Annotated in this window: 17 protein-coding genes, 1 tRNA gene and 2 pseudogenes; 13 read left to right on the top strand and 7 right to left on the bottom strand. The window is 54.6% G+C overall.

Features of this window, described 5'->3' with window-relative positions:
• The first annotated feature begins 599 nt into the window (after positions 1-599).
• The 4 genes from AC1Q6I_RS12385 to AC1Q6I_RS12370 all read left to right on the top strand — a co-directional run bounded on the left by AC1Q6I_RS12385 (position 600) and on the right by AC1Q6I_RS12370 (position 5,513).
• Complete coding sequence (locus tag AC1Q6I_RS12385; protein ID WP_102672934.1) at positions 600-1,070, top strand: SLATT domain-containing protein; 471 nt, start codon at positions 600-602, stop codon at positions 1,068-1,070.
• On the top strand, positions 1,067-2,125 hold the full coding sequence (locus AC1Q6I_RS12380) for a nucleoid-associated protein (RefSeq protein ID WP_102624802.1): 1,059 nt from the start codon (positions 1,067-1,069) through the stop codon (positions 2,123-2,125). Before AC1Q6I_RS12385 ends, AC1Q6I_RS12380 begins: the two co-directional genes overlap by 4 nt.
• Complete coding sequence (locus AC1Q6I_RS12375; RefSeq protein WP_102624803.1) at positions 2,122-3,126, top strand: GTP pyrophosphokinase; 1,005 nt, start codon at positions 2,122-2,124, stop codon at positions 3,124-3,126. The genes AC1Q6I_RS12380 and AC1Q6I_RS12375 overlap by 4 nt, the downstream gene beginning before the upstream one ends.
• A gap of 650 nt (positions 3,127-3,776) precedes the next feature.
• Positions 3,777-5,513 (top strand): DUF262 domain-containing protein, encoded by a 1,737-nt coding sequence (locus AC1Q6I_RS12370; protein ID WP_102624804.1) that lies wholly within the window; start codon positions 3,777-3,779, stop codon positions 5,511-5,513.
• Between the two features lie 340 nt (positions 5,514-5,853).
• Here the strand turns inward: AC1Q6I_RS12370 and AC1Q6I_RS12365 are convergent, their stop codons facing one another.
• Positions 5,854-6,945 (bottom strand): hypothetical protein, encoded by a 1,092-nt coding sequence (locus AC1Q6I_RS12365; RefSeq protein WP_102624805.1) that lies wholly within the window; start codon positions 6,943-6,945, stop codon positions 5,854-5,856.
• Positions 6,946-7,511: 566 nt separating this feature from the next.
• On the opposite strand from AC1Q6I_RS12365, the gene AC1Q6I_RS12360 reads away from it, so the two are divergent.
• On the top strand, positions 7,512-9,776 hold the full coding sequence (locus tag AC1Q6I_RS12360; protein ID WP_102624819.1) for an nSTAND3 domain-containing NTPase: 2,265 nt from the start codon (positions 7,512-7,514) through the stop codon (positions 9,774-9,776).
• 389 nt (positions 9,777-10,165) lie between these two features.
• On the opposite strand, the gene AC1Q6I_RS12355 is transcribed toward AC1Q6I_RS12360, so the two are convergent.
• The 4 genes and pseudogenes from AC1Q6I_RS12355 to AC1Q6I_RS12340 form a co-directional block, all read right to left on the bottom strand.
• A complete protein-coding gene (locus AC1Q6I_RS12355; RefSeq protein ID WP_102624806.1) occupies positions 10,166-10,345 on the bottom strand; it encodes a hypothetical protein in 180 nt (59 codons plus the stop codon).
• Between the two features lie 93 nt (positions 10,346-10,438).
• Positions 10,439-11,280, bottom strand: a pseudogene (locus tag AC1Q6I_RS12350) (chromosome segregation protein SMC).
• A 98-nt stretch (positions 11,281-11,378) separates the two neighbouring features.
• Positions 11,379-12,025: pseudogene (locus tag AC1Q6I_RS12345) on the bottom strand (DUF927 domain-containing protein); the annotation flags it as partial.
• 262 nt (positions 12,026-12,287) lie between these two features.
• Positions 12,288-12,364: transfer RNA gene (locus AC1Q6I_RS12340), tRNA-Arg, on the bottom strand.
• 371 nt (positions 12,365-12,735) lie between these two features.
• Between AC1Q6I_RS12340 and gabD the strand changes: the two genes are divergently transcribed.
• The 3 genes from gabD to AC1Q6I_RS12325 all read left to right on the top strand — a co-directional run bounded on the left by gabD (position 12,736) and on the right by AC1Q6I_RS12325 (position 17,000).
• Positions 12,736-14,178, top strand: coding sequence for an NADP-dependent succinate-semialdehyde dehydrogenase (gabD, locus tag AC1Q6I_RS12335; RefSeq protein ID WP_069075000.1), 1,443 nt, complete (start codon positions 12,736-12,738; stop codon positions 14,176-14,178).
• A gap of 198 nt (positions 14,179-14,376) precedes the next feature.
• Entirely contained in the window at positions 14,377-15,654 is a 1,278-nt protein-coding gene (gene gabT, locus AC1Q6I_RS12330; protein ID WP_024072736.1) for a 4-aminobutyrate--2-oxoglutarate transaminase, read from the top strand.
• 137 nt (positions 15,655-15,791) lie between these two features.
• A complete protein-coding gene (locus tag AC1Q6I_RS12325) occupies positions 15,792-17,000 on the top strand; it encodes an HDOD domain-containing protein (protein WP_102624807.1) in 1,209 nt (402 codons plus the stop codon).
• 278 nt (positions 17,001-17,278) lie between these two features.
• Here AC1Q6I_RS12325 and AC1Q6I_RS12320 read toward each other — a convergent pair whose 3' ends face one another.
• Positions 17,279-18,280: a GGDEF domain-containing protein gene (locus tag AC1Q6I_RS12320; protein ID WP_102624808.1), complete on the bottom strand. Its 1,002-nt coding sequence runs from the start codon at positions 18,278-18,280 to the stop codon at positions 17,279-17,281.
• Positions 18,281-18,481: 201 nt separating this feature from the next.
• A complete protein-coding gene (gene desA / locus AC1Q6I_RS12315; RefSeq protein ID WP_024072739.1) occupies positions 18,482-19,666 on the bottom strand; it encodes a delta-9 fatty acid desaturase DesA in 1,185 nt (394 codons plus the stop codon).
• A gap of 166 nt (positions 19,667-19,832) precedes the next feature.
• Between desA and dibA the strand changes: the two genes are divergently transcribed.
• The 5 genes from dibA (at position 19,833) to cysW (ending at position 25,245) form a co-directional block, all read left to right on the top strand.
• Positions 19,833-21,746 (top strand): phosphodiesterase DibA, encoded by a 1,914-nt coding sequence (gene dibA, locus AC1Q6I_RS12310; protein WP_069075003.1) that lies wholly within the window; start codon positions 19,833-19,835, stop codon positions 21,744-21,746.
• Between the two features lie 380 nt (positions 21,747-22,126).
• The gene (gene oscA, locus AC1Q6I_RS12305; protein ID WP_003170956.1) at positions 22,127-22,309 is read left to right on the top strand and encodes a sulfur starvation response protein OscA; all 183 of its coding nucleotides are present in this window, start codon (positions 22,127-22,129) and stop codon (positions 22,307-22,309) included.
• Between the two features lie 66 nt (positions 22,310-22,375).
• Positions 22,376-23,386, top strand: a complete 1,011-nt coding sequence (locus AC1Q6I_RS12300) for a sulfate ABC transporter substrate-binding protein (protein ID WP_069075004.1) — start codon at positions 22,376-22,378, stop codon at positions 23,384-23,386.
• A gap of 154 nt (positions 23,387-23,540) precedes the next feature.
• A complete protein-coding gene (gene cysT, locus AC1Q6I_RS12295) occupies positions 23,541-24,359 on the top strand; it encodes a sulfate ABC transporter permease subunit CysT (protein ID WP_024072742.1) in 819 nt (272 codons plus the stop codon).
• Positions 24,360-24,372: 13 nt separating this feature from the next.
• Positions 24,373-25,245 (top strand): sulfate ABC transporter permease subunit CysW, encoded by an 873-nt coding sequence (gene cysW, locus AC1Q6I_RS12290; protein ID WP_024072743.1) that lies wholly within the window; start codon positions 24,373-24,375, stop codon positions 25,243-25,245.

Here is a 25,245-nt window from a genome sequence, read left to right as displayed (position 1 = left end):
TCATCTGCTTCATCGGGAAACTCGGTGGGTGGGGTCGCGGTATTTTGCCAAATCAGAAAGTTTTTTTCAGAGTTTCCCTAGGGGGATACCCTAACAAACCGTGTTACGGGTGTTACGCGTGTTACGTTGTTATTTAAGTGCATGATTTTAAATGATTTATATTGCGTTACACAGCTTCGACTGGTTTGCCGATATACGTGTTACATCGCAAATAGGTGTTACATCAATGATGCTCTGGAGCAGCGGTTTGTGACGATTGAGGCGGGAGGTCATCGACCTAGGGGCTTTCGCCTGTAAGGGCAGTTACCGGCCAATAGTCGCGCTTCGTGGAGAACGGCTAATGGACAATGACTATATCCCGCCTAGTCTCGCGTCGAGTTGCGCAGATGGCATGTATGAATGTACAGTGTTTTGGCCGTATAGATCGTTGCCTCCAAAATCTGCGAGCTTGAGCACTGGTGGTTCTCCAAGATGGTGGCAGAGGAAATGATGATGCTAAAGAGCCATACCCTGTGATACGTTTGACTTCCACGCTTGGCAGGGACGTCTAAGCTATCTGCGTACATCCCTTCCTAGCATTTTTACACTAAGGGATGTACATGAGTTCTGAACCAGAGTTTCGGAGCAGCGCTGAAGTTTTGCAGCGCTGGCTCAAGCGATCTAGAGAATCACAGCTGTCGCATCAGTTAATGGCTGAGCGTCTAAGCTCGGTCCACCGCGGGCTGGGTCTGCTAACCATCGGTATTACCGCAATAGCAGGTGCCACCACATTGTTGGCCACGCTTGGGGATGTTTCCAAAGTGTTGCTCGCTCTCTTCACGCTGCTGGCAGCAATTCTTTCCTCATTGCAAACTTTTTTGAAGCTTGAGGATCGCACGAACCTTCACCGTATTGCTGGGGCTGGCTATGGCCATGTCCGTCGGAAACTAGAGTTAGCCATGGCACTCGAGAGTTCTGAAAAGGAAATCCGGTTGAAGGAGGCTGAGTCCGATTTGAACAAACTGGCGACAGAAAGTCCTAGTGTATCAAAAAAGGTCTATGACACTGCGTTGAAGAGGAGTGGTCAATGAACAATCCATTCAACAACTTGATCTTTGATCGCATTATTTTGCATAACGTACATAAGCCTAATGAGCATGGTGCTACGCCCGCTACAATCAGTCTTGAATTGACGACCCTCAATCAAGCAGGTAAACAAATGCTTCAGGAGCGGGTCAGTAAGGTACTCGGGACAGGGTCAGGGTCGTTGGCGATGGATGTTTCCAACAAAACTGCTGCGAGTTGCTACGAGTACTCGAAGCAACTAGTTCAAGCGTCTGATCGGGGGTTTATTACCACCTCGGCAGCGATTGCCCATCACCATACTTCCATCCACACCAGCAAACGCTGGCCTGGGGGCACATTGGTGATTATTTCTGGAACAACGGACACAGATAACAAGCGGTGCTTGATTATCATTAAGGCCGAACAGCAAGCTGGTTTCACGGAAACGGAAGAGGATGGCAAGATTACTCTCGCTTACCTTGAAAACTTAATACTTACACCGCAATCTAAACTTTATAAGATCGGTATTTTTTACGAAACCGCTGCTAGAACCAGCGGAGCCGTTGTTGATCTTAATGCACATGTATACGACAGCAATATAAAGTCCGATGACGATCGTCAAGCTGCGAAATATTTCTACTCTAGCTTCTTAGGACTCAGAATTCCGGACAACGCAGTACAGCGAACCCGCGATTTTTTCGATTACACCGCCGAATTTATCGGAGGGATGGATGTAACATCAGAGAGAAAAATCGACTTGCAACAAGCGTTGTACACCTATCTCAAGACGGATACGTCCACCACAATCGAAGGTGCCGAATTCGCTGAGCGTTACATGACCCCAGATGAATCGGATGATTTTGTTGGTTACATGGGAAGGAAAGGCTTCCCTGACTCTGCGATTGTCAAAGATACCAAGGCAATCAACAGAAAATTGGCCCGCCGTAAGCTAAGCTTCACGAATGATGTCAAGATCACTGCACCGGCTGATAAGTTTGCAGAGCTTGTGAAGGTGGTGGAAACAACTGAAACGCATACAACGCTGATGATCCAAGGAGCTCTTGTGAGCCAGGACAAATGACAGAGGAAGATTACCTCAGTCGGTTTCGAAGTGAGGCCCCATACCTTAAGGCGTGGGGCCTATTTGTCGTTGAAAAATTAACACAAGCCATCACCTGTACTTTTGGCACTGAAGCTTATCAAAAATGGGTGAAGATTTCGCCTGAGGTCAGGGTTAAAGAAGAGAACTCACTGATTGCAAAGGCATTCGTGCTTAACAAAGGCTGGTTCTCCAATTATGAGGATATTACAGATAAAGTAGGAGTCCGCTTTGTGTTGGGGTTGTCTGATCAGATCGTAGAGGTCTCAAAGCTAATTGAGGCATCGGATCACTGGCAAACGATGAATAGTAAAGAATTCGATGAGTGGCGTGAAAAAGACCCTCGAATATTTGACTATCAATCTGCCCACTTCATTGTGACATCCTATAATGAGTTAATTCACAATAACGTACTGATACCAGTCGGTACCAAGTGTGAGATACAGGTTAGAACTCTTCTTCAGCACGCCTATGCTGAGTTAAGTCATGATACTCTTTATAAGTCAAACATAACCAGTCAACCTGAGGTTCATCGATTGTTTGCCAAAAGCATGGCGCTTATGGAAACAACGGATGATATGCTGCTCAGGGCCAATAAAAGTACTTTAACGTCACTTGCTACTGTCCAGGCTATCAAGGATGAGGTAGCTAAAATAAATGCCTTAGAGCTTTCTGCTGTTGTGTTCGAGACCAAGTCTCGCGAAAATGATTACATCATTGACCAATTACGAGGTGCTATCGGGAATAGTGGGCTTGAGGGTTTTGGCGCTTTTGTACAGAAATTTGCGAATGTCCTCAAGGCCAGAATAGAGGAGAGAAGCCCAAAAGAAGCAATCTATCGTATTCATGCAATCACTCTTATATATTTTCTTGTACAAACTCGCTCACGCTCCCTATCTGGATGTTGGCCTTTTGATCTGCAAATGCTTGAGCCAATATACAGTGATCTTGGCATTGCGCCGCGATGGACTAAAGATATCTGATGTAACCGGCAAAAGATTACCACATTTATAATTTTTTGCCCTGCTCAGTGGGCGCACGCTACGAATAACAGTTTCCTGTCATTTTTTACTCCGTGCACTCATAAAGCGAGTATTGCAGTCTCCGAATAAACTGCCGACCGGCTATTGCTAGCCGCAAAAGATCGCCCGCGCGCGGCAGCTATCGGCCGAGTCTGTTGAAAAAGTCGGCTTCGGATTCCACGTCAGAAAAGTACGCGCCTGAGATTGAAATCTGAATTTTTGGCAGAAGGTTCATACTCGGATTTCACGTAGCAGCGGGCAACAGAGGTGTTTTCATCCATCAATATTCGAGTGTTATGGGAAAACCGACTTTTTCAACACAATCGGCCAGAAGCGGACAGTAGGTTAGGTGACCATCGCTAAATTGCGGAGCTGTTTTTAGCCTGTTTTTTCAGGTTGCGGGCTGTGGCACTCTGACTACACATGCTCGTCCCTGCGTCTGAGTCGCCATTTCAGCCTAGACGTTTAGCTCATTCGGAGCGTTTAGCCTGTCTAACGTGACAGGAGATTCGATTACGGGTGAACCAGTATGCAAAACCCTCGACCATCGATGCTGCACATACGCCTATGCCAGCAGGAGACGTCGAGCTAAAACCAAAAAGGATTTTTTCATGCTTGATGTTTCGCAATTTCGAATTGAGGCCGCTCACAAAAAAGTAGCGGAAGTCTTTTCCAAAGAGTACGCCTTTACTATTCCCGCTTATCAGCGTCCGTATGCTTGGGAAACGACTCAAGCTGAGGAGTTACTCGCGGACTTGAAGGACGCCATGACGCGAGACACTGCGGCAGTGGGCTTTTACTTTTTAGGTAGCATCGTATTGGTGAAAACCCATGGCAACCCGGCATCACGTGTAGTCGATGGTCAGCAGCGCCTGACCACGCTCACTCTCCTGTTCAGCGTCATTCGCGACCTGACGGAAGGAGCAGAGAAGCAAGCGCAGCGCGAACGGTATATCAAGCAGGTAGCCAATGAGGATGAAGGCATCCCAGAGGCATTACGCTTGCAACTGCGGCAGAAAGATCAGGGCTTTTTTGAGAAGCATATTCAGACGCGCGGAGCGACTAACCACCTGCCATCGTTGGATGGCCTCACAGATGCAAAAGCACGAATGGTTGAAAACGCGAAGCTCATTCGCGATCGATTAGGGGCTATGAATGAAAAAGAACGCGATGAGCTTCTGCGCTTTCTGTTGCAAAATTGTTATCTCGTGCTTGTAGAAGTCCCCTCTGATACTGCTGCGAGACGAATCTTTACCGTTCTAAACGCTCGCGGCCTCGACCTTTCGGCCACAGATATTCTCAAAGCCGATCTGCTGGAGCGGGCAGGCGCCGATAAGGAGTCATTCCTATCCCAGCGCTGGGAGGAAGTTGAAACAGCACTGGGCCGCGACAGATTCAGTGCTTTATTCACGCACATACGCATGATCTACGAACGTGACAAACCTCGTTCCGCGCTTGAAAGCGGTTTTTCCCTTCATGTACCAGTGTTTCGCGATAATCCTGTTGGGTTCATTGACACGGTTTTGGAGCCCTATGCTGACGCTCTGATGTTGGCAATGGATGATCAGAAGCTGCGCACGCGCTTCGGTGCGAAGAGCGCTGACCTAGTACGATCTTTGGAACGATTGGACAACCGAGATTGGTTACCGCCCCTGCTGCTTTGCCTGCGCCAGAGCAATGGTGGAGCTGATATCGACGTTCCAGAGTTTGTCTTCCGGTTAGAAAGACTTGCCTATTTTCTATTCTTGACCCGCGCTGATGTCAACGCACGGATGTCACGCTATGTCGATGTATTGGATGATCTAGACGTGCCAGCTGACCCCAAAGTCCGATCGTCCAATCGGGAGCGCTCCAAGGGTTTGGAAATTGAACAAACTGAAGCCACGATGCTCTTCAATGCGTTAGATGGCAATGTGTACCTTGTCCCCAAGATAGTTAAACCGCTCTTGCTTCGCTTGGAACAAGCCTCCAGCGATGGCTCGGCCAATTACAATTACCCGGTTATCTCGGTGGAGCATATCTGCCCGCAAACTATCTCGCCAGGCTCGCAGTGGGAGCAATGGTTCTCTGATACGAATGATCATGCAGCCTGGGTGCATAGCTTGGCAAACCTAGTACTGCTCAATACGCGTAAAAACTCCGCAGCGCAGAACTACGACTTCGACGTCAAAAAGACAAAGTATTTTGCATCTGGTGACTCATGCGCATTTACGCTCACCAACGAAGTGCGCAGCTATTCTCAATGGACGCTCGAAGAGCTAGAAGTCCGGAGGACCGAATTGCTTGAGCGATTGGCGAAGACCTGGCGCCTAGAGCCGAATCTTGAGAGGTGGTGGGGTGAGGATTAATGCGTAGAATTTAGATGGAGCGGGCTGAGGCTTTTTGAATTATTAACCCCATCGCCTGAAAGCGGAAGGTGTTGATAACACTTACACAGTTCCGTCTCCTGAGCATCTATAGGGTCTCAATGACCGATTCTGACCATTGCCGCCAGTCATCAACGGCGGCTATGGGGCGTTTTCTGACTCTCGCGACGGGCAGAAAATGATCCAAAACTGCCGAGCACGAACTGTGGTTCCGGGCCAGTGCTGAATCCAATTTTTGCGTCAATATCTTTCCAATAGCAATAAAGTATCAATTCACAGCTACGCATCACAGAGGCACAGCTTAACAGAATGAGTAAGCCTCCTACGGATTGTACATGTCAGTAATAATGGAGCTGCCAATGATTGCCGTGGCGTCTTCCTCGACAATTGCATAAAGAGGAAGCTCGCCAGGAAGTTCCAAGGGTGAAGCTCTATATACCGTTTTTCCTTCAATGGTTTCCTGGTAGTGAAAAATATCCCCCGACAAAGCAAGATCTACCAAGCCTTCCAATTGATTGATCAGGTCAAAAATGTCTTTTTTCCAACCTAGCTTAATTAGATCCAAAATTTTCGTGTGCCCATTATCTGCAATTGCAGACATGTATCCGAAGTGCCCCTCAATTAAGTTCTGTAAATTTTCAATCGCATGGTGGTAGTCGGTTATATAATAGTTTGATTTGGAGAAGTTCAGAATCCATCGCCCCACTATCTCACTTCTGTTTAGCGTAATACTATTTTTAATTGAGGTTCCTGCGTGTGTTTTCTTATCTGAAACACTTACGCCAAAGGTGCAATGCTTATTTTTTAGTGTGTTCTTTTCATAGTAAGACTGGCGGTATAGATCCTCTCCGTGGTTGCCCTCAACTTCTCCTACAAACCCGATTGTCTCCTCACCATTTGAGATGATAATGAAAAGATCGGAATATTTCAGGGTGCTGCCTATGCTATAACCTTGAATTATGCTGGTTCGCTTGGCTTTTATACCACCGGGCAAAAGCATTAGTAGATCCGTCTTGTCGTAATTGGCGTTGGCGTTGAACAACTCCGAGTCAGTTCCAACTTTGAATATATTCATTAGGGTTATATCAAAGCCATTGATATCAAAATCGCTCAATATGTTTTCACAGAGCTTTTTGAAGTGCGACAATCCTGATCTCGTCTTAAGGAAGTCCACCATTACATATTCGAAAGCATGATTCGATACTGTATTCTTCATGCCTTTAAAGAAACCACTCTCCCGAAGCTCACCTTTGTAATCTTGCAAGCTCTTGCTGCTACCCCATCCATGGGCAAGGTTTTTTTGGTATCGAATTGTCTTCAATATGGAGCAGTAAAATGCAGCCCAGTAAGAGGTAGTGTCCTCAACTAGGTTCTTAGCTGCCTGGGGCAATATGATTGATAGGTCGCTAGTCAAGCTAAATCTCCATATTTATATGACTATCAGCTAAGGATGGATTTTACATACCTATCCGGGGAGGAGCTGATTGTAAAAGTAGTTCTGGGAATCTAATATTACAATATTTGCATAGGCTTTAATGCGAGGATTCAGTTGTGAGCTTATCCCGACGGGGAAGAATATATCCTAGTAAGGAAGGTGGGGATAGGTGCAAGCTCAAAAGTACGGATTTTGCTGTGTTTTAGGAGGTAATAGAGTGTTGGGGGGATTTGCACCAACTCACAAGGGGAGAAAGAGCCTCGACCTGCCGGCCAGCTATTCGCGCGATTGTTGCGGCCTTCGAGCGGCTGCTATGGGTCGATTACCGCCCCTTACGACGGACAGCAATCGGCCAGTCAGATCATCCATGTCTTCGACATCGCGTTGCTGTATTGGAGCAAAGCACCAAGTCATATGACCCACCAGCCCAAGAAAGCACGCCTCATTGCTGCTATCACTGCGATGGCTCATGTGCGGCTTCCAACAACTATAATCTCATGCTGAGCGGTTTACTGGCATGTGGTCCACTTCTGAGCGAGGCTTTTGTGAGCGATTACGATTTTTCGCGGCTAAACGACAAAGAGTTCGAAGTCTTTTGCGCTGACCTGCTAAGCGCGAGGGAAGGGGTCAGATTCGAAAGATTCAAGCCGGGACGTGACGCTGGAGTGGATGGGCGCTTTTTTAGGTCCGAGGGGGATGAGTGGATTCTCCAGTGTAAGCATTGGATTTCGACGCCGTTAGAAAAGCTCGTTAAATCGATTGCGGACTCTGAAAGCCTTAAAGTTCAAAAATTATCGCCAAGTCGATATATCTTAGCCTTGTCTCACTCGCTTTCACTTAACGATAAAAAAATTTTGATGCAGAAGCTTTCGCCATTTGTTTTGTCTCCAGCAGATATACTGGGTCGACAGGATTTGAGTGATATACTCGCGAAGTGTCCAGATGTTGAAAGACGGCACTATAAGCTCTGGATTGCCAGTTCAAATGTTCTTGCGTATATGCTTAATAAGCCCATACATGATAGGAGCCAGTTTGAGCTTAGCGAGATAATTGAGGCCTCTAAGCTCTATGTGGCTACAGTAAACCATAATCAAGCGATTGATAAGCTGGAATCTACGAGTGTTGTTATCATCACGGGTCCAGCTGGCATTGGTAAGACAACATTAGCTGGGCAGCTAATTTTACAGTATGTCGCAGACGGCTTTGAGCTTTCGGTAATTTCTGATGATATTAAAGAGGCTGAGAGTATCTTCGACCCTGACTCAAAGCAAATTTTCTACTTTGATGACTTTTTGGGCCGCAACTACCTAGAAGCGCTTTCTGGCCATGAGGGCGCCAAGATTGTAGGTTTTATTAGGCGCATAGTCAAAAATCCACACAAGCGATTTGTATTGACGTCTCGAACCACTATTCTCAATCAAGGAAAAATTTTAAATGATGTTTTTCATCACTCAAATATAAATAGAAATGAGTTTGAGATTACACTTGAATCTTTGGAGAAGATCGATAAGGCCAAAATTCTTTACAGTCATATCTGGCATTCTGAAATAGATGCTGAATACGTTGAGCAGTTGTACTCGAATAAACGTTATCGAACTATTATTGATCATAAGAATTTTAATCCTCGGCTAATCCGATTTATTACCGATGCCCAGCGATTGGAGGATGTCCCATCCGGGTCTTACTGGACTCATATAACTGGTTTGCTAGATGATCCGTCTCAGCTCTGGGATCATCCATTTCAAGCGCAACTGGACGACTGCGGCCGAGCCTTGGTTTTGCTGGTCGCTATGAACGGGCGCGTGATTACTGAGCCTGAGCTTTCAGAGGCATTTGCACGATATCTAGGGAATCCAGGAGCCGCCGGTCTTACTGGGAAAAAAGATTTTCTACTAAACCTCCGTCACCTATCTGGTTCGATGCTCACGAGATTAGTAGTAAGCGAAAATCAGACTTTTATTCGGTTATTTAACCCGTCTTTAGGAGACTTCGTACTCAACAGATATGCCAGTAACACCCCTGTTTTACGACAGTGCTTTGGTAGCCTCAAGACACAATCTTCATTGAATACGCTGAAGGATATGCAGGATAACAAGATAATCAGCACTGGCGTGGCGACCGAAGTGATAGACCATATCTTTTCATCCGTTTTAGATATTAATTTTCTTGGGTCTAATGCCGAATTTGTAGCTCAATTATGTATTTCAAGGTCTGAGCTTGGTACAAAATTTAACTTATCAGATCAAAGCCTCTTAAAAGCGATTAATTTTATTGGCGGTGAGAGGTGTTGCCGATCCTTCTTGGCATCAGCACAAGTACTTTTATGGGCGCTGCGCATTGGCAGCGTTGATAAACTGACTGTGGAAGCATTCGTGGCTGGAGCATTCTCCAATGAACCAAATTATGACGAATTACTGATTTTAAGTCAGCTTGTCAAATGCTTTGCAGTTGTAGAGCATCAATCGCTTTACAATGCATATGACAAAGTCATTACGGATTACCTAATCGCGTCAGTGGAAGATGAGTTTCCAGATGCAGAGGTGTTTTCTGATAGTGGTTCGCAATCAGCCGCGCGCAGAAAATTTATGGAGTTAATGGATGAAAAAGCTGTCGAGTTGGGTGCTAATGATTCGTCCAGTGTGGCTGATAGTGTTGTAGAATTAGTTGATGTAGATAGATTTTACGATAAATATTTTAATGAAGCAGAGCATGAGCCAGATTATGAGTCTTATAGAGGTCAACGCGCGAGCTGGTCCGAGCGATCATTTAGTGCTATCGATCCAATTGACGATTTGTTTTCGCGTGATTAAACCATTTATCCTGAATTCATATTGCGGATGAATAATATGGTGGGTTTGATTCGCCCTTGGTTTCCAGTCACTTTCAAGGTCTGCATTTGGCCGATTCTGTTGAAAAAGTCGGCTTCGAATTCCACGGCAGAAAAGTAAGCGCCTGAGATTGAAATCTGAGTTTTGCGCAGAATGGTTCAGGAGTCTGATTTCAGGTAGCAGCGTGCAAACGAGATGTTTTCATCCATCAATATTCGAGCGTTTTGGGCAAGCCGACTGTTTTCAACAGAATCGGCCGAAAGCGGTCATGAGCCCACAGCCGCCACAGATCAGAAGCCGAAAAATCTGAAGGCTTGCTTGTAATGGGAGGATCTAACTAAGCGAAAGCTGCTTAAGCTTCCGCTTCTTCATCAACCGCTCTTTCTTTTGAGCTGGAGGTCTATGAAATCAAGCTCTGCCTTGATTGCATCAATCGTGAGCGTCTCAACCTTGGTGTCTTTGTTTGCTCTTGCGTTAAGCTTTTTCACTCCAGCCATGCCGACAATTATCCCGTTCAAATGCAGCTTTCGGGCCTTTAGGGAATCCGGCATCTGAGCACTATTCTGTGGTGGTTTATTCATGGTTAGACCGATGGTAGGCCCGAAGCAACATGCCCTCGCCGGTTGCTTCGGGGAAGGTTTGGGTTAGGCGGCCAACAGATCAATCAAGCTGTGTTGGCGCGAGATATCAGCAAGCTCTCGCCAGGTCCAGCTTCCGAAATTTTCGCCCTGTTCCGGTATGTCCAGCTTCATCAATGTAACCGGATCACGATCAATCAGATTACGTGCAGCCCACAGCTTACCGCCGGTTTCCAGCAGCGCTTTCGCGGCTTCGTTCCACTTTTCCTCTAACACTGTGTTCGCCAGATGAGCCGCTTGGTTCTCAATCTTGGCGCGTTCTTTTTGGGCCTCAGTGATGTGCAGATCAATCGTCACAAGCTCTTGCTCCAGTGCGGTGATGAGCAGTTGTTGGCGGCGGTGATGCTCAACCGCAGCCGTAAGATTTTTTGCTGCCTTTTGAGCTTCTGCGTTGGCGGCTTTCTCGCCCTCCACATCGCCCCAGGCGACAGCCTGCGCGTAAGCGGTGGCTGCGTCCGTTTCAGCTTGTCGAGCCTTTGCCATGTCTTCCTGATCGCTCTGGCGGACTTGCTGCAACCTGGTCTCGATGCTGCTGCGCTTTTCGTTAAGCTCCATCTCGTCGGCTTTCCAGTTCGCAATGCCGCTGAGGTAACCCGCAGCCAAGCTCTCACGGTTCGCCAGAGCCTCTAGGCGATCGATTTTTTGATTCACGCGATAGATCTCATGATCTCGTGAGTCGATGCGTCTTTTGTGATCGTTGATTTCATCTTGCACTGCCCGTTGACGGCCTGCTGGATAACCTCCGGGCTTTCCAGCGCTTCTTCGAAGGGCGCCAGGTCGCGCTGAATGCTCTCCATTTCGAGGGTCAGTGTGTCGCGGCGGTCTTTCAGTTCTTGGATAGTGTTCATCTGTATTGTCTCTGGTTACTGCGGTTGATAGGGATGGTTCTCGAACGGCTGGCGAGGCCGGAAATGAGCTGGCGCTACCTCAATCAGCAGGCATGCCGTCAGGCGGCCTTGGCCTCGCCTTCATCGTTCCCGGAACCGTCTTCACCACATAGCAGCGTTGACGTCCTAACCCTGGCAGGCGAATCGAGCTGTACGCCTTGCCGTCACTTCCCGGCTCAAGCACACCCCGTTGCAGCAGCTCCTTGTTCACCGCACTGATATTCATGCCCTTGAAGATCTCGGCCCTCCAAGCTTCCGGCAAGGGCATCGCCCATGCCGTGTTCCATCGTCTTGCGAAAGCCCAACCGATCAATCATGCGTGGGCCGTGCTCATCGATCTTGGCGGCGGCAGACTCCCACCAGGTAAAGCGGCTTTCTCCAAAACGCTCGATGACCTGTCTCAGCCGCGCCAAAATCGCATCACCCTCGAAATTTCCGACGCCGCCACGCTCGGCCAGCCACGCATGCAGGCATACGCGTATAGCGGTTGTGGTGGTGTCGTCCGCCAGCCGGTGACGCCGAACGCGGTGGCTAGCTCGCCAACAGCCGCGGCGAGGCCAAAGCGAAGGGCGGCGCACTGGGCTTGTCCACTGGCGGAGGCGGGCAGGTTTTGCGTGATGGACTGTTCAACCGTGTGGAGAACAATCACCGACCATCCGAGCATTTCCCCAGGCGCACACTGTGCGTGCAGGAAGGCGATGAGGGGTATGTGGTTACATGCGCCTTGACCACACCAGATGCGGTCTGCCATGGGCTGAGGTGGGGTGCGCGTGAGTTGTCGGCATAGAGACGTGAGTTGCTCGACTCTCGCCTGAGTACGTTCAGTAGTAGTCCTGTAAACGCCACTGAGATCACAAATGCCAAGCGGTAATTACGCTGTAACGGATAGCCAGAAACAAGAAAGCCCGCACAGGGCGGGCTTCTTGGGGTGTTTCGTAGACTGTCTGAGACAGCCAGAAACTAGTATGTGGTGCACCCGGCGGGATTCGAACCCACGACCCCTGCCTTCGGAGGGCAGTACTCTATCCAGCTGAGCTACGGATGCTTGTGCGGGCGACATCATACCCATGTCGACCTTGGGCGTCCATGCTGGTCTTTGGCCGTTCAAACGTAGGAATTTGCCGCGCAGAGGCCCTGCGCCGTGCGGTAGGGATCAACCCGGTGGAGCACGGGCCGATCACGCTGATCAGAAAAATCCGGTAAATGCGCGGTTTTCGTTCTTTTTTTCGAACAGACTATTGCCCTGCCCCCCCATTGATCCTAGGATTCGTTTGAGATTTCAAACGCTCTGTCTCCCGTGCGCTCTTTCACTTCCCGCGCGTGCTGGGGCTGATTTCCCTGACGGCAGCCCACAAGGCGCCTTTCAACAACTCTAATTCGCTCCGCGTGCGCGCGGTGCTGTTAAGGAAAGCCGACATGCAGCTCAAAGATACCCAGTTGTTCCGCCAACAAGCCTTTATCGATGGCGCTTGGGTGGATGCGGACAATGGTCAAACCATCAAGGTCAACAACCCGGCCACGGGTGAGATTATCGGCACCGTGCCGAAGATGGGCGCCGCTGAAACCCGCCGCGCCATCGAAGCCGCCGACAAGGCCTTGCCGGCCTGGCGTGCGCTGACCGCCAAGGAGCGCGCCAATAAGCTGCGCCGTTGGTTCGAACTGCTGATCGAAAACCAGGACGACCTCGGTCGCCTGATGACCCTCGAGCAAGGCAAGCCGTTGACCGAAGCCAAGGGCGAGATCGTCTACGCCGCTTCCTTTATCGAGTGGTTCGCCGAAGAAGCCAAGCGCATCTACGGTGACGTGATCCCTGGCCACCAGCCCGACAAGCGTCTGATCGTGATCAAGCAGCCGATCGGCGTGACTGCCGCGATCACGCCGTGGAACTTCCCGGCCGCGATGATCACCCGTAAAGCCGGCCCGGCCCTGGCCGCCGGTTGCACCATGGTGATCAAGCCTGCCTCGCAAACCCCGTTCTCGGCCCTGGCCCTGGTTGAGCTGGCGCACCGTGCCGGTATCCCTAAAGGCGTGCTGAGCGTGGTCACCGGCAGCGCCGGCGACATCGGCGGCGAGCTGACCAGCAACCCGATCGTGCGTAAATTGTCCTTCACCGGCTCGACCGAAATCGGTCGCCAACTGATGGCCGAATGCGCCAAGGACATCAAGAAAGTTTCCCTGGAGCTGGGTGGCAACGCGCCGTTCATCGTGTTCGACGACGCTGACCTGGATAAGGCCGTCGAAGGCGCGATCATCTCCAAGTACCGCAATAACGGCCAGACCTGCGTCTGTGCCAACCGCCTGTACATCCAGGATTCGGTGTACGACGCGTTCGCTGAAAAGCTCAAGGTGGCCGTGGCCAAGCTCAAGATCGGCAACGGTCTGGAAGAAGGCACCACCACGGGCCCGCTGATCGACGGAAAAGCCGTGGCCAAGGTTCAGGAGCACATTGCCGATGCCCTGAGCAAAGGCGCCAAGCTGTTGGCCGGTGGCAAGGTGATGGAAGGCAACTTCTTCGAACCGACCATCCTGGTCGACGTGCCGAAGAACGCTGCCGTGGCCAAGGAAGAAACCTTTGGCCCGCTGGCGCCGCTGTTCCGTTTCAAGGACGAAGCCGAAGTGATCGCGATGTCCAACGACACCGAGTTCGGCCTGGCGTCCTACTTCTATGCGCGTGACCTGGGCCGTGTGTTCCGTGTGGCTGAAGCCCTGGAATACGGCATGGTTGGCGTCAACACCGGGTTGATCTCCAACGAAGTGGCGCCGTTCGGCGGCATCAAGGCCTCGGGCCTGGGCCGTGAAGGCTCCAAGTACGGGATCGAGGACTACCTGGAAATCAAATACCTCTGCCTGGGCATCTAAGTTCTGTAAGGGATAAGCCCGGCAAGGGATTGCAGTAAACGCAAAGGGCACGAGAGCGCTGACCCTTTGCGTGTTTCACATCGTTATTCGTAGTGGCCGGGAAAGCTGTGGCAGTCGATCATCGCATGCTGCCGTAGTTGCCTCCCCGCCACGTATTCCTTGGACCACGCCACCCGATGAGTGGCGAATGAGGACTTTATGAGCAAGACCAACGCTTCCCTGATGAAACGCCGCGAAGCCGCTGTACCGCGCGGTGTTGGCCAGATTCACCCGATCTTCGCCGAATCCGCGAAGAACGCCACCGTGACCGACGTTGAAGGTCGCGAGTTCATCGATTTCGCTGGTGGTATCGCCGTGCTGAACACCGGCCACGTGCACCCGAAAATCATCGCGGCCGTGACCGAGCAGCTGAACAAGCTGACCCACACTTGCTTCCAGGTATTGGCCTACGAGCCCTACGTAGAGCTGTGCGAAAAAATCAACGCCAAGGTCCCAGGTGATTTCGCCAAGAAAACCCTGCTGGTCACTACCGGTTCCGAAGCGGTAGAAAACGCGGTGAAAATCGCCCGCGCCGCCACTGGCCGTGCCGGTGTCATCGCGTTCACTGGCGCCTACCACGGTCGTACCATGATGACCCTGGGCCTTACCGGTAAAGTCGTGCCTTACTCGGCCGGCATGGGCCTGATGCCAGGTGGCATCTTCCGCGCGCTGTACCCGAACGAGCTGCACGGCGTGAGCGTCGACGACTCCATCGCCAGCATCGAGCGCATCTTCAAGAACGATGCCGAGCCGCGTGACATCGCTGCGATCATCATCGAGCCAGTGCAGGGCGAAGGCGGTTTCTACGTCGCGCCTAAAGCCTTCATGAAGCGCCTGCGTGAACTGTGCGACAAGCACGGCATCCTGCTGATCGCTGACGAAGTGCAAACCGGTGCCGGCCGTACCGGTACTTTCTTCGCCATGGAACAGATGGGCGTCACTGCCGACCTGACCACCTTCGCCAAATCCATCGCCGGCGGTTTCCCGCTGGCCGGTGTGTGCGGCAAGGCCGAATACATGGACGCCATCGCCCCAGGTGGCCTGGGTGGCACCTACGCGGGTAGCCCGATCGCCTGCGCGGCGGCCCTGGCCGTGCTGGAAGTGTTCGAAGAAGAGCATCTGCTGGATCGCTGCAAAGCCCTTGGCGAACGTCTGGTCACCGGCCTCAAGGCCATCCAGGCCAAGTACCCGGTGATCGGCGACGTGCGTGCCCTGGGCGCCATGATCGCGATCGAGCTGTTCGAAGGTGGCGACACCCACAAGCCAAACGCCGCTGCCGTCTCCGCCGTGGTGGCCAAGGCGCGTGAGAAGGGCTTGATCCTGCTGTCCTGCGGCCCTTACGGCAACGTGTTGCGCATCCTGGTGCCGCTGACCGCGCCGGACGAGCAACTGGACAAAGGCTTGGCAATCATCGAAGAGTGCTTCTCCGAGCTGTAATCGGAAGCTGGCCTGTTCGTAAAGAAACCCGCTTCGGCGGGTTTTTTTGTGCCCGAGGCAGCACATTCAGGCGTTGTTCATTGTACGCAGGCGGCGGCATTGACTAAGGTTGCAGGCATTGCCGATGGAGCGTGCAGATGACTGCTGTTGTTTTACCCGCTGTACCCCGTGTGCTGATTGCCGAGGCAGACCCTTGGTCGCGGGATCTGCTCAAGCAAGTCTTGCTGAATGTGCGCTGTGACGCGCGGCTGGATGTGTGTGCCGATGGGCAGCACGCGGCCACGTTGCTGCGCGAAAAACACTACGACCTGATCCTGGCGGATTGGGAACTGCCGGGCATCGATGGCCTGAGCCTGCTGCGCGACGTACGCCAGCAGCGCCGCTCGCCCGTGCTGCCCTTCATTCTGCTGAGCAGTCGCAATGACAGCGCCAGCGTACGCGAAGCCTTGCCCCTGGCGCCCACGGCCTATCTCACCAAGCCCCTGAACTTGGATGGCCTGACCCAGCGCCTGCAAGACTTGCTGCTCAACGAAGGCGAAAGCGTGTATTGCGAAGTGCCGGCGCTGACGCCGGGCATGACCTTGCCGGCGTTCCTCGAACGTCGCCGCGACGCCTGCGATGGTGCGCCGTTGCGGGTCGATGTGAGGGCGGCCGTGCAGCACAGCCTTGGGCCTGAGGGCCTGGACCTCAAGCAGCTGGAAGATCAGGTGCGCATGGACCCGCAGATTACCGCCGTACTGATCGCCGCCGCCAACAGTGCCGGCCATCACGGCACGCCCGTGCAAACCCTGGCGGCAGCCCTGCACAAACTGGCGGCCGGGCAAAGCATGAACCTGATCCTCGGCCTGGCGCTCAAGCACAATGTGGTATTGGGCGACCCAGCCCTGGTGGCCTACGCCGAGCGCTACTGGCAGGTGTCCCAGGACACCGCCGACTACGCCCGGCGCCTGGCGCGCATGTTGGAACTGGACCACGAACGCTGTTACAGCGCCGGCATCCTGCATCGGCTGGGCGACCTGGCCTTGCTGCGCTGCCTGGAAGACTGGCGCCAGGGCGGCGGAGCCCTGGATGACGAAGCCATCGGCGAGTCCCTGTACACGTTTGGTGCCGCTTATGGCTCGGCACTGCGCGCACGTTGGCGCTTGCCGTTGGAGCTGCGCCAACTGATCGCCGCGATCTATTCCCTGGAGGGTGGGGTGTATGCCCGGGATGCGCTGGTGGTGCACCTGGCCGCGCAAATGGCGCGCTTGACCGAGCGAGAAGGGTTGGAAGAGTTGGCCAGAAGTAAAACGGCACGCTTGCTGAAAGTGGGGTTGTCGGAGCTGATGCGGTTGCGCAAGGCCTAGAGAACGATGACATTCAAGTATGGGAGGTGCAGTGCTGTCGCGCAGCAAACTGAACCCCCTGTGGCGAGCGGGCTTGCCCCGCGTTGGGCTGCGCAGCAGCCCCAATAAGGCCACCGCATTTCTTCTGGTAGAACCGGGAGACTGGTTTTAGGGCCGCTACGCGCCCCAACGCGGGGCAAGCCCGCTCGCCACAACGGCCCGCTTGCCACAACAGCTCGCGCGCCACAAAAATACGCTCGTTTAAGGAAAGGTTTTAATCCTTCATTTGATCTGATCTTCTAACCCGCAACCACGCGATTCTTGCCCTGCCGCTTGGCTTCGTACATCGCCGCATCGGCGCGGGCGAACAGGCTGTCCAGGGTTGAATCTTCGTCGGTGAGGCTGGCCAGGCCCTGGCTGACGGTCACGGTGAACGCCTGGCCTTCGTAGCTGAAATTCAGGGCCTGGATCTCTTTGCCCAGGCGTTCGGCCACTTGCAACGCCATCTCCGGTGCGCATCCAGGCAGTACGGCGGCAAACTCTTCACCGCCAATGCGCCCGAACAGGTCGCCACGGCGCAATACGCCTCGACCGCTCTCGGCGATGCGGCGCAGCACCTGGTCGCCCTCCAGGTGGCCGTAGGTGTCGTTGACGTCCTTGAAATCATCGATGTCCAGCAACAGGAACGCCAGCGGCGCGCCTTGGGCGCGGGCGCTGTCGAAGGCCTGCTTGGCACATTCGAAAAAGTGCCGGCGGTTGCTGCTCTGGGTCAGTACGTCGGTGGTGGCCAGCCGGTGCAGTTCCATCTCCAGCTGCTTCTTTTCGGTGATGTCTTCGGCTATGCCCACCACGATCACCGGTTCGCCCGGTCCGACCTGCTGGTTGATGTAGCATTTGTCGCTCAACCAGCGAATTTGCCCGTCGGCGGTGATGATGCGGTACTCACGGTCTTCCACGGCACCGTGGTCCAGCACGCGGGCCAGGCTGTATTCGGCGTAGTCGAGGTCTTCGGGGTGAATGCTGTTGCGCCATTCCCGATAGTCGGCGAGCAGCAGGCCGGCCGGGCGTCCAAATATCCGCTCATAGGCCGGGCTGACGTACAGCACGCGGCGCGTCTGCCAATCGACGGCCCACAGCACGGCGTTTACGCTGACCAGCAGTGAACTCAGTAATTGCTCGCGCTCACTGAGCCGTTCGACTTCGCCCTGGGCATGCATGAGCGCCAGCAAGGTCGCCGCCGCTGCGGGTCGGGGCGGCTCTGTGGTGGGCGGATCGGACAGGTAGGGTTTTTCGTGGACCATCGGCACAACTCTCTCTGGGCGCGCCGCAGGATTCAGCAGCGGTCACAACAAGGGGCCACCATGATGGCGAAGTGTTGTTTGAGAGGGACGAATTGCAGCGAAGTTCCGTCATCAGGGGCGATTAGGACGGATTAGCGCGTGTCTGGAGAATGACGTCAAAAAAGTGATTGCGGGGGAGGGCAGGCCCCTCCCCCTGCATCATCAGACCGCCGCAGGGCGCAGCGAATAGGTTTTCAGCTGGTGGGCAAAATCGCGCAGGGACTGAATACCACTGGCCTCTGCCTCATGCACCCATTCCTTGATTGCTGCCAGCATGTCGTGGCCATTGGAGCTGGTCTTGAGCCAGATCTGCTGCAGTGCCAGGCGTTTTTCGTAGATCACGGTCAGCGCGTGGCTGTGTTCCAGCATGCTCTGGATACGCAGGTGATGGCGGTCATCCAGCAAGCTGGTTTCCCGCGACAGCAGGCGCTTGGCGCGGTGGAACTGGTGGCGCACCGAGTGATCGACCTTTTCCAGCTCTTGCTTGACCAGTGGGCCGATCACCAGCTTGCGGTACTGGGCCATGATCTGGAAGCGGTTGTTGAGGATCGCCATGGCGGTGTCCATGTCCAGGTGGCCCTTGCCTTCCACGCGGTGGGCAATCGGTGCCACGCGCTGTACCTTGGCCAGGCGCAGGAAGCTGAACACCTTGATCCACGCCCAACCCAGGTCGAACTCCCACTTTTTCACCGACAATTTGGCGGAGTTGGGATAGGTGTGGTGGTTGTTGTGCAGCTCTTCGCCACCGACGATGATGCCCCATGGCACCAGGTTGGTCGCCGCATCGCGGCATTCGAAGTTACGGTAGCCGATGGCATGGCCGAGGCCGTTGATCACGCCGGCGGCCCAGAACGGAATCCACATCATCTGGATCGCCCAGATGGTGATGCCGATGGTGCCGAACAGCAGCAGGTCGATCACGCCCATGATCGCCACGCCCAGCAACGGGTACGGCGTGTAGAGCTTGCGTTCAAGCCAGTCGTCCGGGCAGTTCTTGCCGTAGATGCGCAGGGTCTCGGGGTTTTCCGCCTCGGCCCGGTACAGCTCGGCACCTTTGCGCAGTACGGTGGACAGGCCTTTGATCACCGGGCTGTGGGGGTCGTCGACGGTTTCGCATTTGGCGTGGTGCTTGCGGTGGATAGCGGTCCACTCGCGGGTGTTCTGCGCCGTGGTCAGCCACAGCCAGAAGCGGAAGAAGTGTTTCAGGCCGGCATTGAGCTCCAGGGAGCGATGGGCTGAATAGCGGTGCAGATAGACGGTGACCGCAACGATGGTCACGTGGGTCATCAACAGAGTGACTGCCACCAGTTGCCAGGCCGACAAGTCAAGAAAACCGTTGTACCACATAGGCTGTATGGCCCTCAGATAAAGAAAAAAACAGCTCACGCATTATCACTAAGCCTACAGAGAAAACCAGCCACCCTTTCAGATAGGAGTGACTGGATGTTTCTTATTCTATAATCCGCAGCCTTTGTAGGGCGAATCTGGCTTTTTAGTAAGGACTACTAACCATATGCTGTTTTCATACCGAGGCGCCCGCCGTGCCGGGTTGGTATATCTGCTGGTTTCGATGCTGTGGGTTGGGCTCACTCAACGGGTATTGATCGAGTTTCTCGATAATCCCAGCGAGCTGAACCAATGGCTGCAGGTGCGCGGCTATGTGTGGGTGGCGCTCAGTGCCCTGGCGATCTACCTGATTTGCGCGCGCTTTGCCCGGGCCAATCTGCTTGCCCAGCCCCTGAAAGAAAACCGCGAGCGCCTGCGCCAGGCGGCTGCTGTATTCGATTGCACCCGTGAAGGCGTACTGGTCACCGACGCCCGTGGGCTGATCGTGCATGTGAACCGCGCCTTTATGGCGATCACCGGTTATCGGCGCGAAGACGTCATGGGCCAGCAACCGAGCCTGTTCAAGTCCGGGCGCCATTCGTCGAGTTTTTATCAACAGATGTTCCAGACCCTGGAGCGAACCGGCGAATGGAGTGGCGAAATCTGGAACCGGCGCAAAAGCGGCGAAATTTATCCACAGTGGCAAACCATCCGCGTGATCCATGATGATCACGGCCAGCTCAGTCATTACGTCGCGGTGTTTTCCGATATCACCGCGATCAAGGATTCCGAGCACGAACTGGCCCACCTCGCCCACCACGACCCCCTGACCGGCCTGCCCAACCGCCTGTTGTTCACCGACCGCGCCGAGCAGGCACTGGCCTCGGCGCAGGTCCACAAGCGCGGCTGCGCCTTGCTGTTGCTTGACCTGGACCACTTCAAGATCATCAACGACAGCCTCGGCCATAACGTCGGCGACCAACTGCTCAAGCAGGTCAGTGAACGCCTTGCGGGTCTGTTTGGCCCGGGTGTCACCCTGGCACGCCTGGGTGGGGATGAGTTCGCCGTATTGGTGGAAAGTTGTCCACAGGTGGTGCAGGCCGCCGCGCTGGCGCAACGCATACTCGATGCTTTGCGGGAGCCGTTCATCTTCGACGGCCATCAGTTGTTTATCAGTGCAAGCATCGGTATCAGCCTGTTCCCCAGTGATGCCCTGAGCGCCGAACAGTTACTGCGCAACGCCGATTCCGCGCTGTTCAAGGCCAAGAGCGTGGGCCGCGAAGGTTACGCCCTGTACACCGAAGAGCTGACCGCCCACGCGCAGAACCGGGTGGAAATCGCCAGCGAACTGCGCCGCGCGCTCGAACAGCAAGAGCTGCGCGTCTACTACCAGCCGGTGCATGATCTGCACAACAGCCGCCTGATCGGTGTCGAAGCGCTGGTGCGCTGGCAACACCCGGAGCGCGGCCTGGTGCCGCCGGTCGAGTTCATCCCCATCGCCGAACGGACCGGGCTGATCGCCGATATCGACGCCTGGGTCATGGACCAGGCCTGTCGCCAAATGTGCCAGTGGCTGGCCGATGGCGTGCAACTGAGCTTTATCGCCATCAATGTCTCCAGCCGCCTGTTCGCCCGACGCGAGCTGTATGAGCAAGTGGCGCAGGTGCTGCACACCACTGGCCTGGACCCCGCCTTTCTGGAGCTGGAAGTCACCGAGAGCGCAGTGATGGAAGACCCTGAAGTGGCGCTGGAACAACTGCACCGCCTGCGCGAACTGGGCTTGCGCCTGGCCATCGACGACTTTGGCACTGGCTATTCCTCGTTGTTGCGCCTCAAGCGCCTGCCGGTGCAGAAGCTCAAGATCGACCAAGGGTTTGTTGCCGGGTTGCCGTGGGACGAAGATGACGCCGCGATTGTGCGGGTGGTCATCGCCCTGGCCAAAAGCATGGGCATGCAGGTGCATGCCGAGGGCATTGAACAGGTGGAGCAGGCCCGGTTCTTGTTGGAGCAAGGCTGCGATATGGGGCAGGGGTATTGGTTTGGGCGGCCAATGCCGGCGCAGGACATTGATTGGCAGCGCGCCCCGCCAATCCAGACCTGAAATGCAGTCAAATGTGGGAGTTAAGCGTACATCGCCTTCTGTAGGAGCGAGGGGGACGCCTAGTTCTTGCTCGCGAAAAACCTCAACGATAACGCGTGTGTCCTGAATGAACTCGGTGCCTGTGAGTTTTTCGCGAGCAAGCTCGCTCCTACAAAAAGCCTTCAGCAAGCCCCCTCCCACATTCGGAACTTCACAAGGCGTTATTTCGGCGCTCGGGCGCAAAACCCTCGCGCAACCCCGCGTCCTGCCAGAAAATTCTTTCTGGTTATATAAACATTCTTAAATAGTATTTTTAAGAATATCCGCGCTTATCTACTATCGCCCTCACGCCGCAAGCAGTGCCGCCACTGCGAGGCACTATTCATTTCAGGAGCGAGACCATGAGCGCATCTCTACGTAGCGTCGACGGCCAGGACGAAGCAGCCATTTTGCGTGAGATCCAGAGCGCCCTGCGCGATCTGCGGTTTGGCGCGGTGGAAATCACGGTGCACAACGCCCAAGTGGTACAGATCGAACGCAAGGAAAAATTCCGTCTGCAGAACCCGGGGAACAAACCGAGCTAGGCAAGAACGGCGATAGACCCGCAACTATAAGAAAAAGCCAACACCCCCAGAATTTCAGGAGCTTCTATGTCGTCGATTCGCCGTTATGCCCTGGCCGCCTTGGCCAGTGCCGTGTTTGCCGGTTCCGCCGTTGCCAAGGACTACGAGTTGCTCAACGTCTCGTATGACCCTACCCGTGAGCTGTACCAGGACTACAACGCTGAGTTCACCGCCTTCTGGAAACAGTCCCACCCCGGCGACAACGTCAAGATCCAGCAATCCCACGGTGGTTCGGGCAAGCAAGGCCGGGCCGTGATCGACGGCCTGCGCGCCGACGTGGTGACCCTGGCCCTGGCCGGTGACATCGACGAAATCGCCAAGCTGGGCAAGACCCTGCCGGAGAACTGGCAGACCCGCCTGCCGGACGCCAGCACCCCATACACCTCGACCATCGTGTTCCTGGTGCGCAAGGGCAACCCCAAAGGCATCAAGGACTGGGGCGACCTGATCAAGAAAGATGTGTCGGTGATCACTCCGAACCCGAAAACCTCCGGCGGTGCGCGCTGGAACTTCCTCGCCGCCTGGGCCTATGGCCTCAAGGCCGGTGGCAGCGAAGCCAAGGCCCAGGAGTACGTGAAAGAGCTGTTCAAGCACGTACCGGTTCTGGACACGGGTGCCCGTGGTTCGACCATCACCTTCGTCAACAACGGTCAGGGTGACGTGTTGCTGGCCTGGGAAAACGAGGCGTTCCTGGCGCTGAAAGAAGATGGCGGCGCCGACAAGTTCGATATCGTCGTGCCTTCCCTGTCGATCCTCGCCGAGCCGCCAGTGGCCGTGGTCGACAAGAACGCCGAGAAAAAGGGCAACACCGAAATCGCCACTGAATATCTGAAGCACCTGTACAGCCCAGCTGGCCAGGAGATTGCAGCCAAGAATTTCTACCGCCCACGCGATGCAAAAGTGGCTGCCAAATACGCCCAGCAGTTCCCGAAACTGGACCTGGTGACTATCGACAAAGACTTCGGCGGCTGGAAAACTGCCCAACCGAAATTCTTTAACGACGGTGGCGTGTTCGACCAGATCTACACGGCGCAGTAAGCCAAAGTACCTGTAGGAGCGAGGGGGACGCCTAGTTCTTGCTCGCGAAGATCGTCAATGATGACGCGGGCATTCTGAATGAACGCGGTGCCCTTGAGTTCTTCGCGAGCAAGCTCGCTCCTACAGTGGTTTCTACCTTTAACCAAGGACTCTTATGTCGCGTCGTATTTCCCCCGTCATACCCGGCTTCGGGCTGACGCTGGGCTACACCGTGGTGTACCTCAGCCTGATCGTACTCATCCCCCTCGCGGCGATGTTTGTACATGCCGCTCAACTCACCTGGGATCAGTTCTGGAACATCATCTCCGCACCCCGTGTGCTGGCGGCGTTGAAACTGAGCTTCAGCACCGCGTTGTACGCCGCGCTGATCAACGGTGTGATCGGCACGCTGCTGGCCTGGGTGCTGGTGCGCTACACCTTCCCCGGCCGCAAGATCATCGACGCGATGATCGACCTGCCGTTCGCCCTGCCCACCGCCGTGGCCGGTATCGCGCTGACCGCGCTGTACACGCCGACCGGCCTGGTCGGTCAGTTCGCCGCCGACCTGGGTTTCAAGATCGCCTACAGCCCCTTGGGCATCACCCTGGCGCTGACCTTCGTCACGCTGCCGTTCGTGGTGCGCACGGTGCAGCCGGTGCTCGCCGATATCCCCCGGGAAGTCGAAGAGGCCGCCGCCTGCCTGGGCGCCAAGCCGTTGCAGGTGTTCCGCTATATCCTCGTGCCCGCGTTGCTGCCCGCCTGGCTGACCGGCTTCGCCCTGGCGTTTGCCCGGGGTGTCGGTGAGTATGGTTCGGTGATTTTCATCGCCGGCAACATGCCGATGAAGACCGAGATCCTGCCGCTGCTGATCATGGTCAAGCTCGACCAATACGACTACCGCGGCGCCACGTCCATCGGTGTGCTGATGCTGGTGGTTTCCTTTGTCCTGTTGCTGCTGATCAACTTGTTGCAGCGGCGCATCGAACGTCCATAAGGAGGCGCGGAACATGTCCCAATCGTCTATTTCCGCTGCAGCCTCGGCCAACGCAGCCCGCCGTGGCAGCGCTGTTTCCCGGCGCATCCTGATCGGCCTGGGCTGGCTGGTGTTCTTCCTGTTCCTGTTGCTGCCGCTGTTTATCGTGGTGTCCCAGGGCTTGAAGAACGGCCTCGGTGCGTTTTTCACCGCGATCCTTGAGCCGGACGCGTTGTCCGCGCTGAAGCTCACGGTGATCGCCGTGTTGATTTCGGTGCCGCTCAACCTGGTATTCGGCGTCAGTGCCGCCTGGTGCGTGAGCAAGTACTCGTTCCGTGGCAAAAGCATCCTGGTGACGCTGATCGACCTGCCGTTCTCGGTCTCGCCGGTGATCGCGGGCCTGGTCTACGTATTGATGTTCGGCGCCCAGGGCCTCTTCGGACCCTGGTTGCAGGCGCATGACATCCAGATCGTGTTCGCCTTGCCCGGCATCGTGTTGGCGACCATCTTCGTGACCGTGCCCTTTGTCGCCCGTGAACTGATCCCGCTGATGCAGGAACAGGGCACCCAGGAAGAAGAGGCCGCGCGCCTGCTGGGCGCCAATGGCTGGCAGATGTTCTGGCATGTGACCGTGCCGAATATCAAATGGGGCCTGATCTACGGCGTGGTGTTGTGTACCGCGCGGGCCATGGGTGAGTTCGGCGCGGTGTCGGTGGTGTCCGGCCACATTCGTGGGGTCACCAACACCTTGCCGCTGCACGTCGAGATTCTCTACAACGAATACAACCACGTCGCCGCCTTTGCGGTGGCGAGCCTGCTGCTGATCCTGGCGCTCTTCATCCTGCTGCTCAAGCAGTGGAGCGAGAACCGTATTAACCGCCTGCGCGCCGCAGCGGCTGAGGAATAA

It is taken from the genome of Pseudomonas sp. MPR-R2A5 (assembly GCF_058793055.1).
Note: the sequence above shows the minus strand (reverse complement) of the source record. Positions and strands in the feature narration are given on the sequence as shown.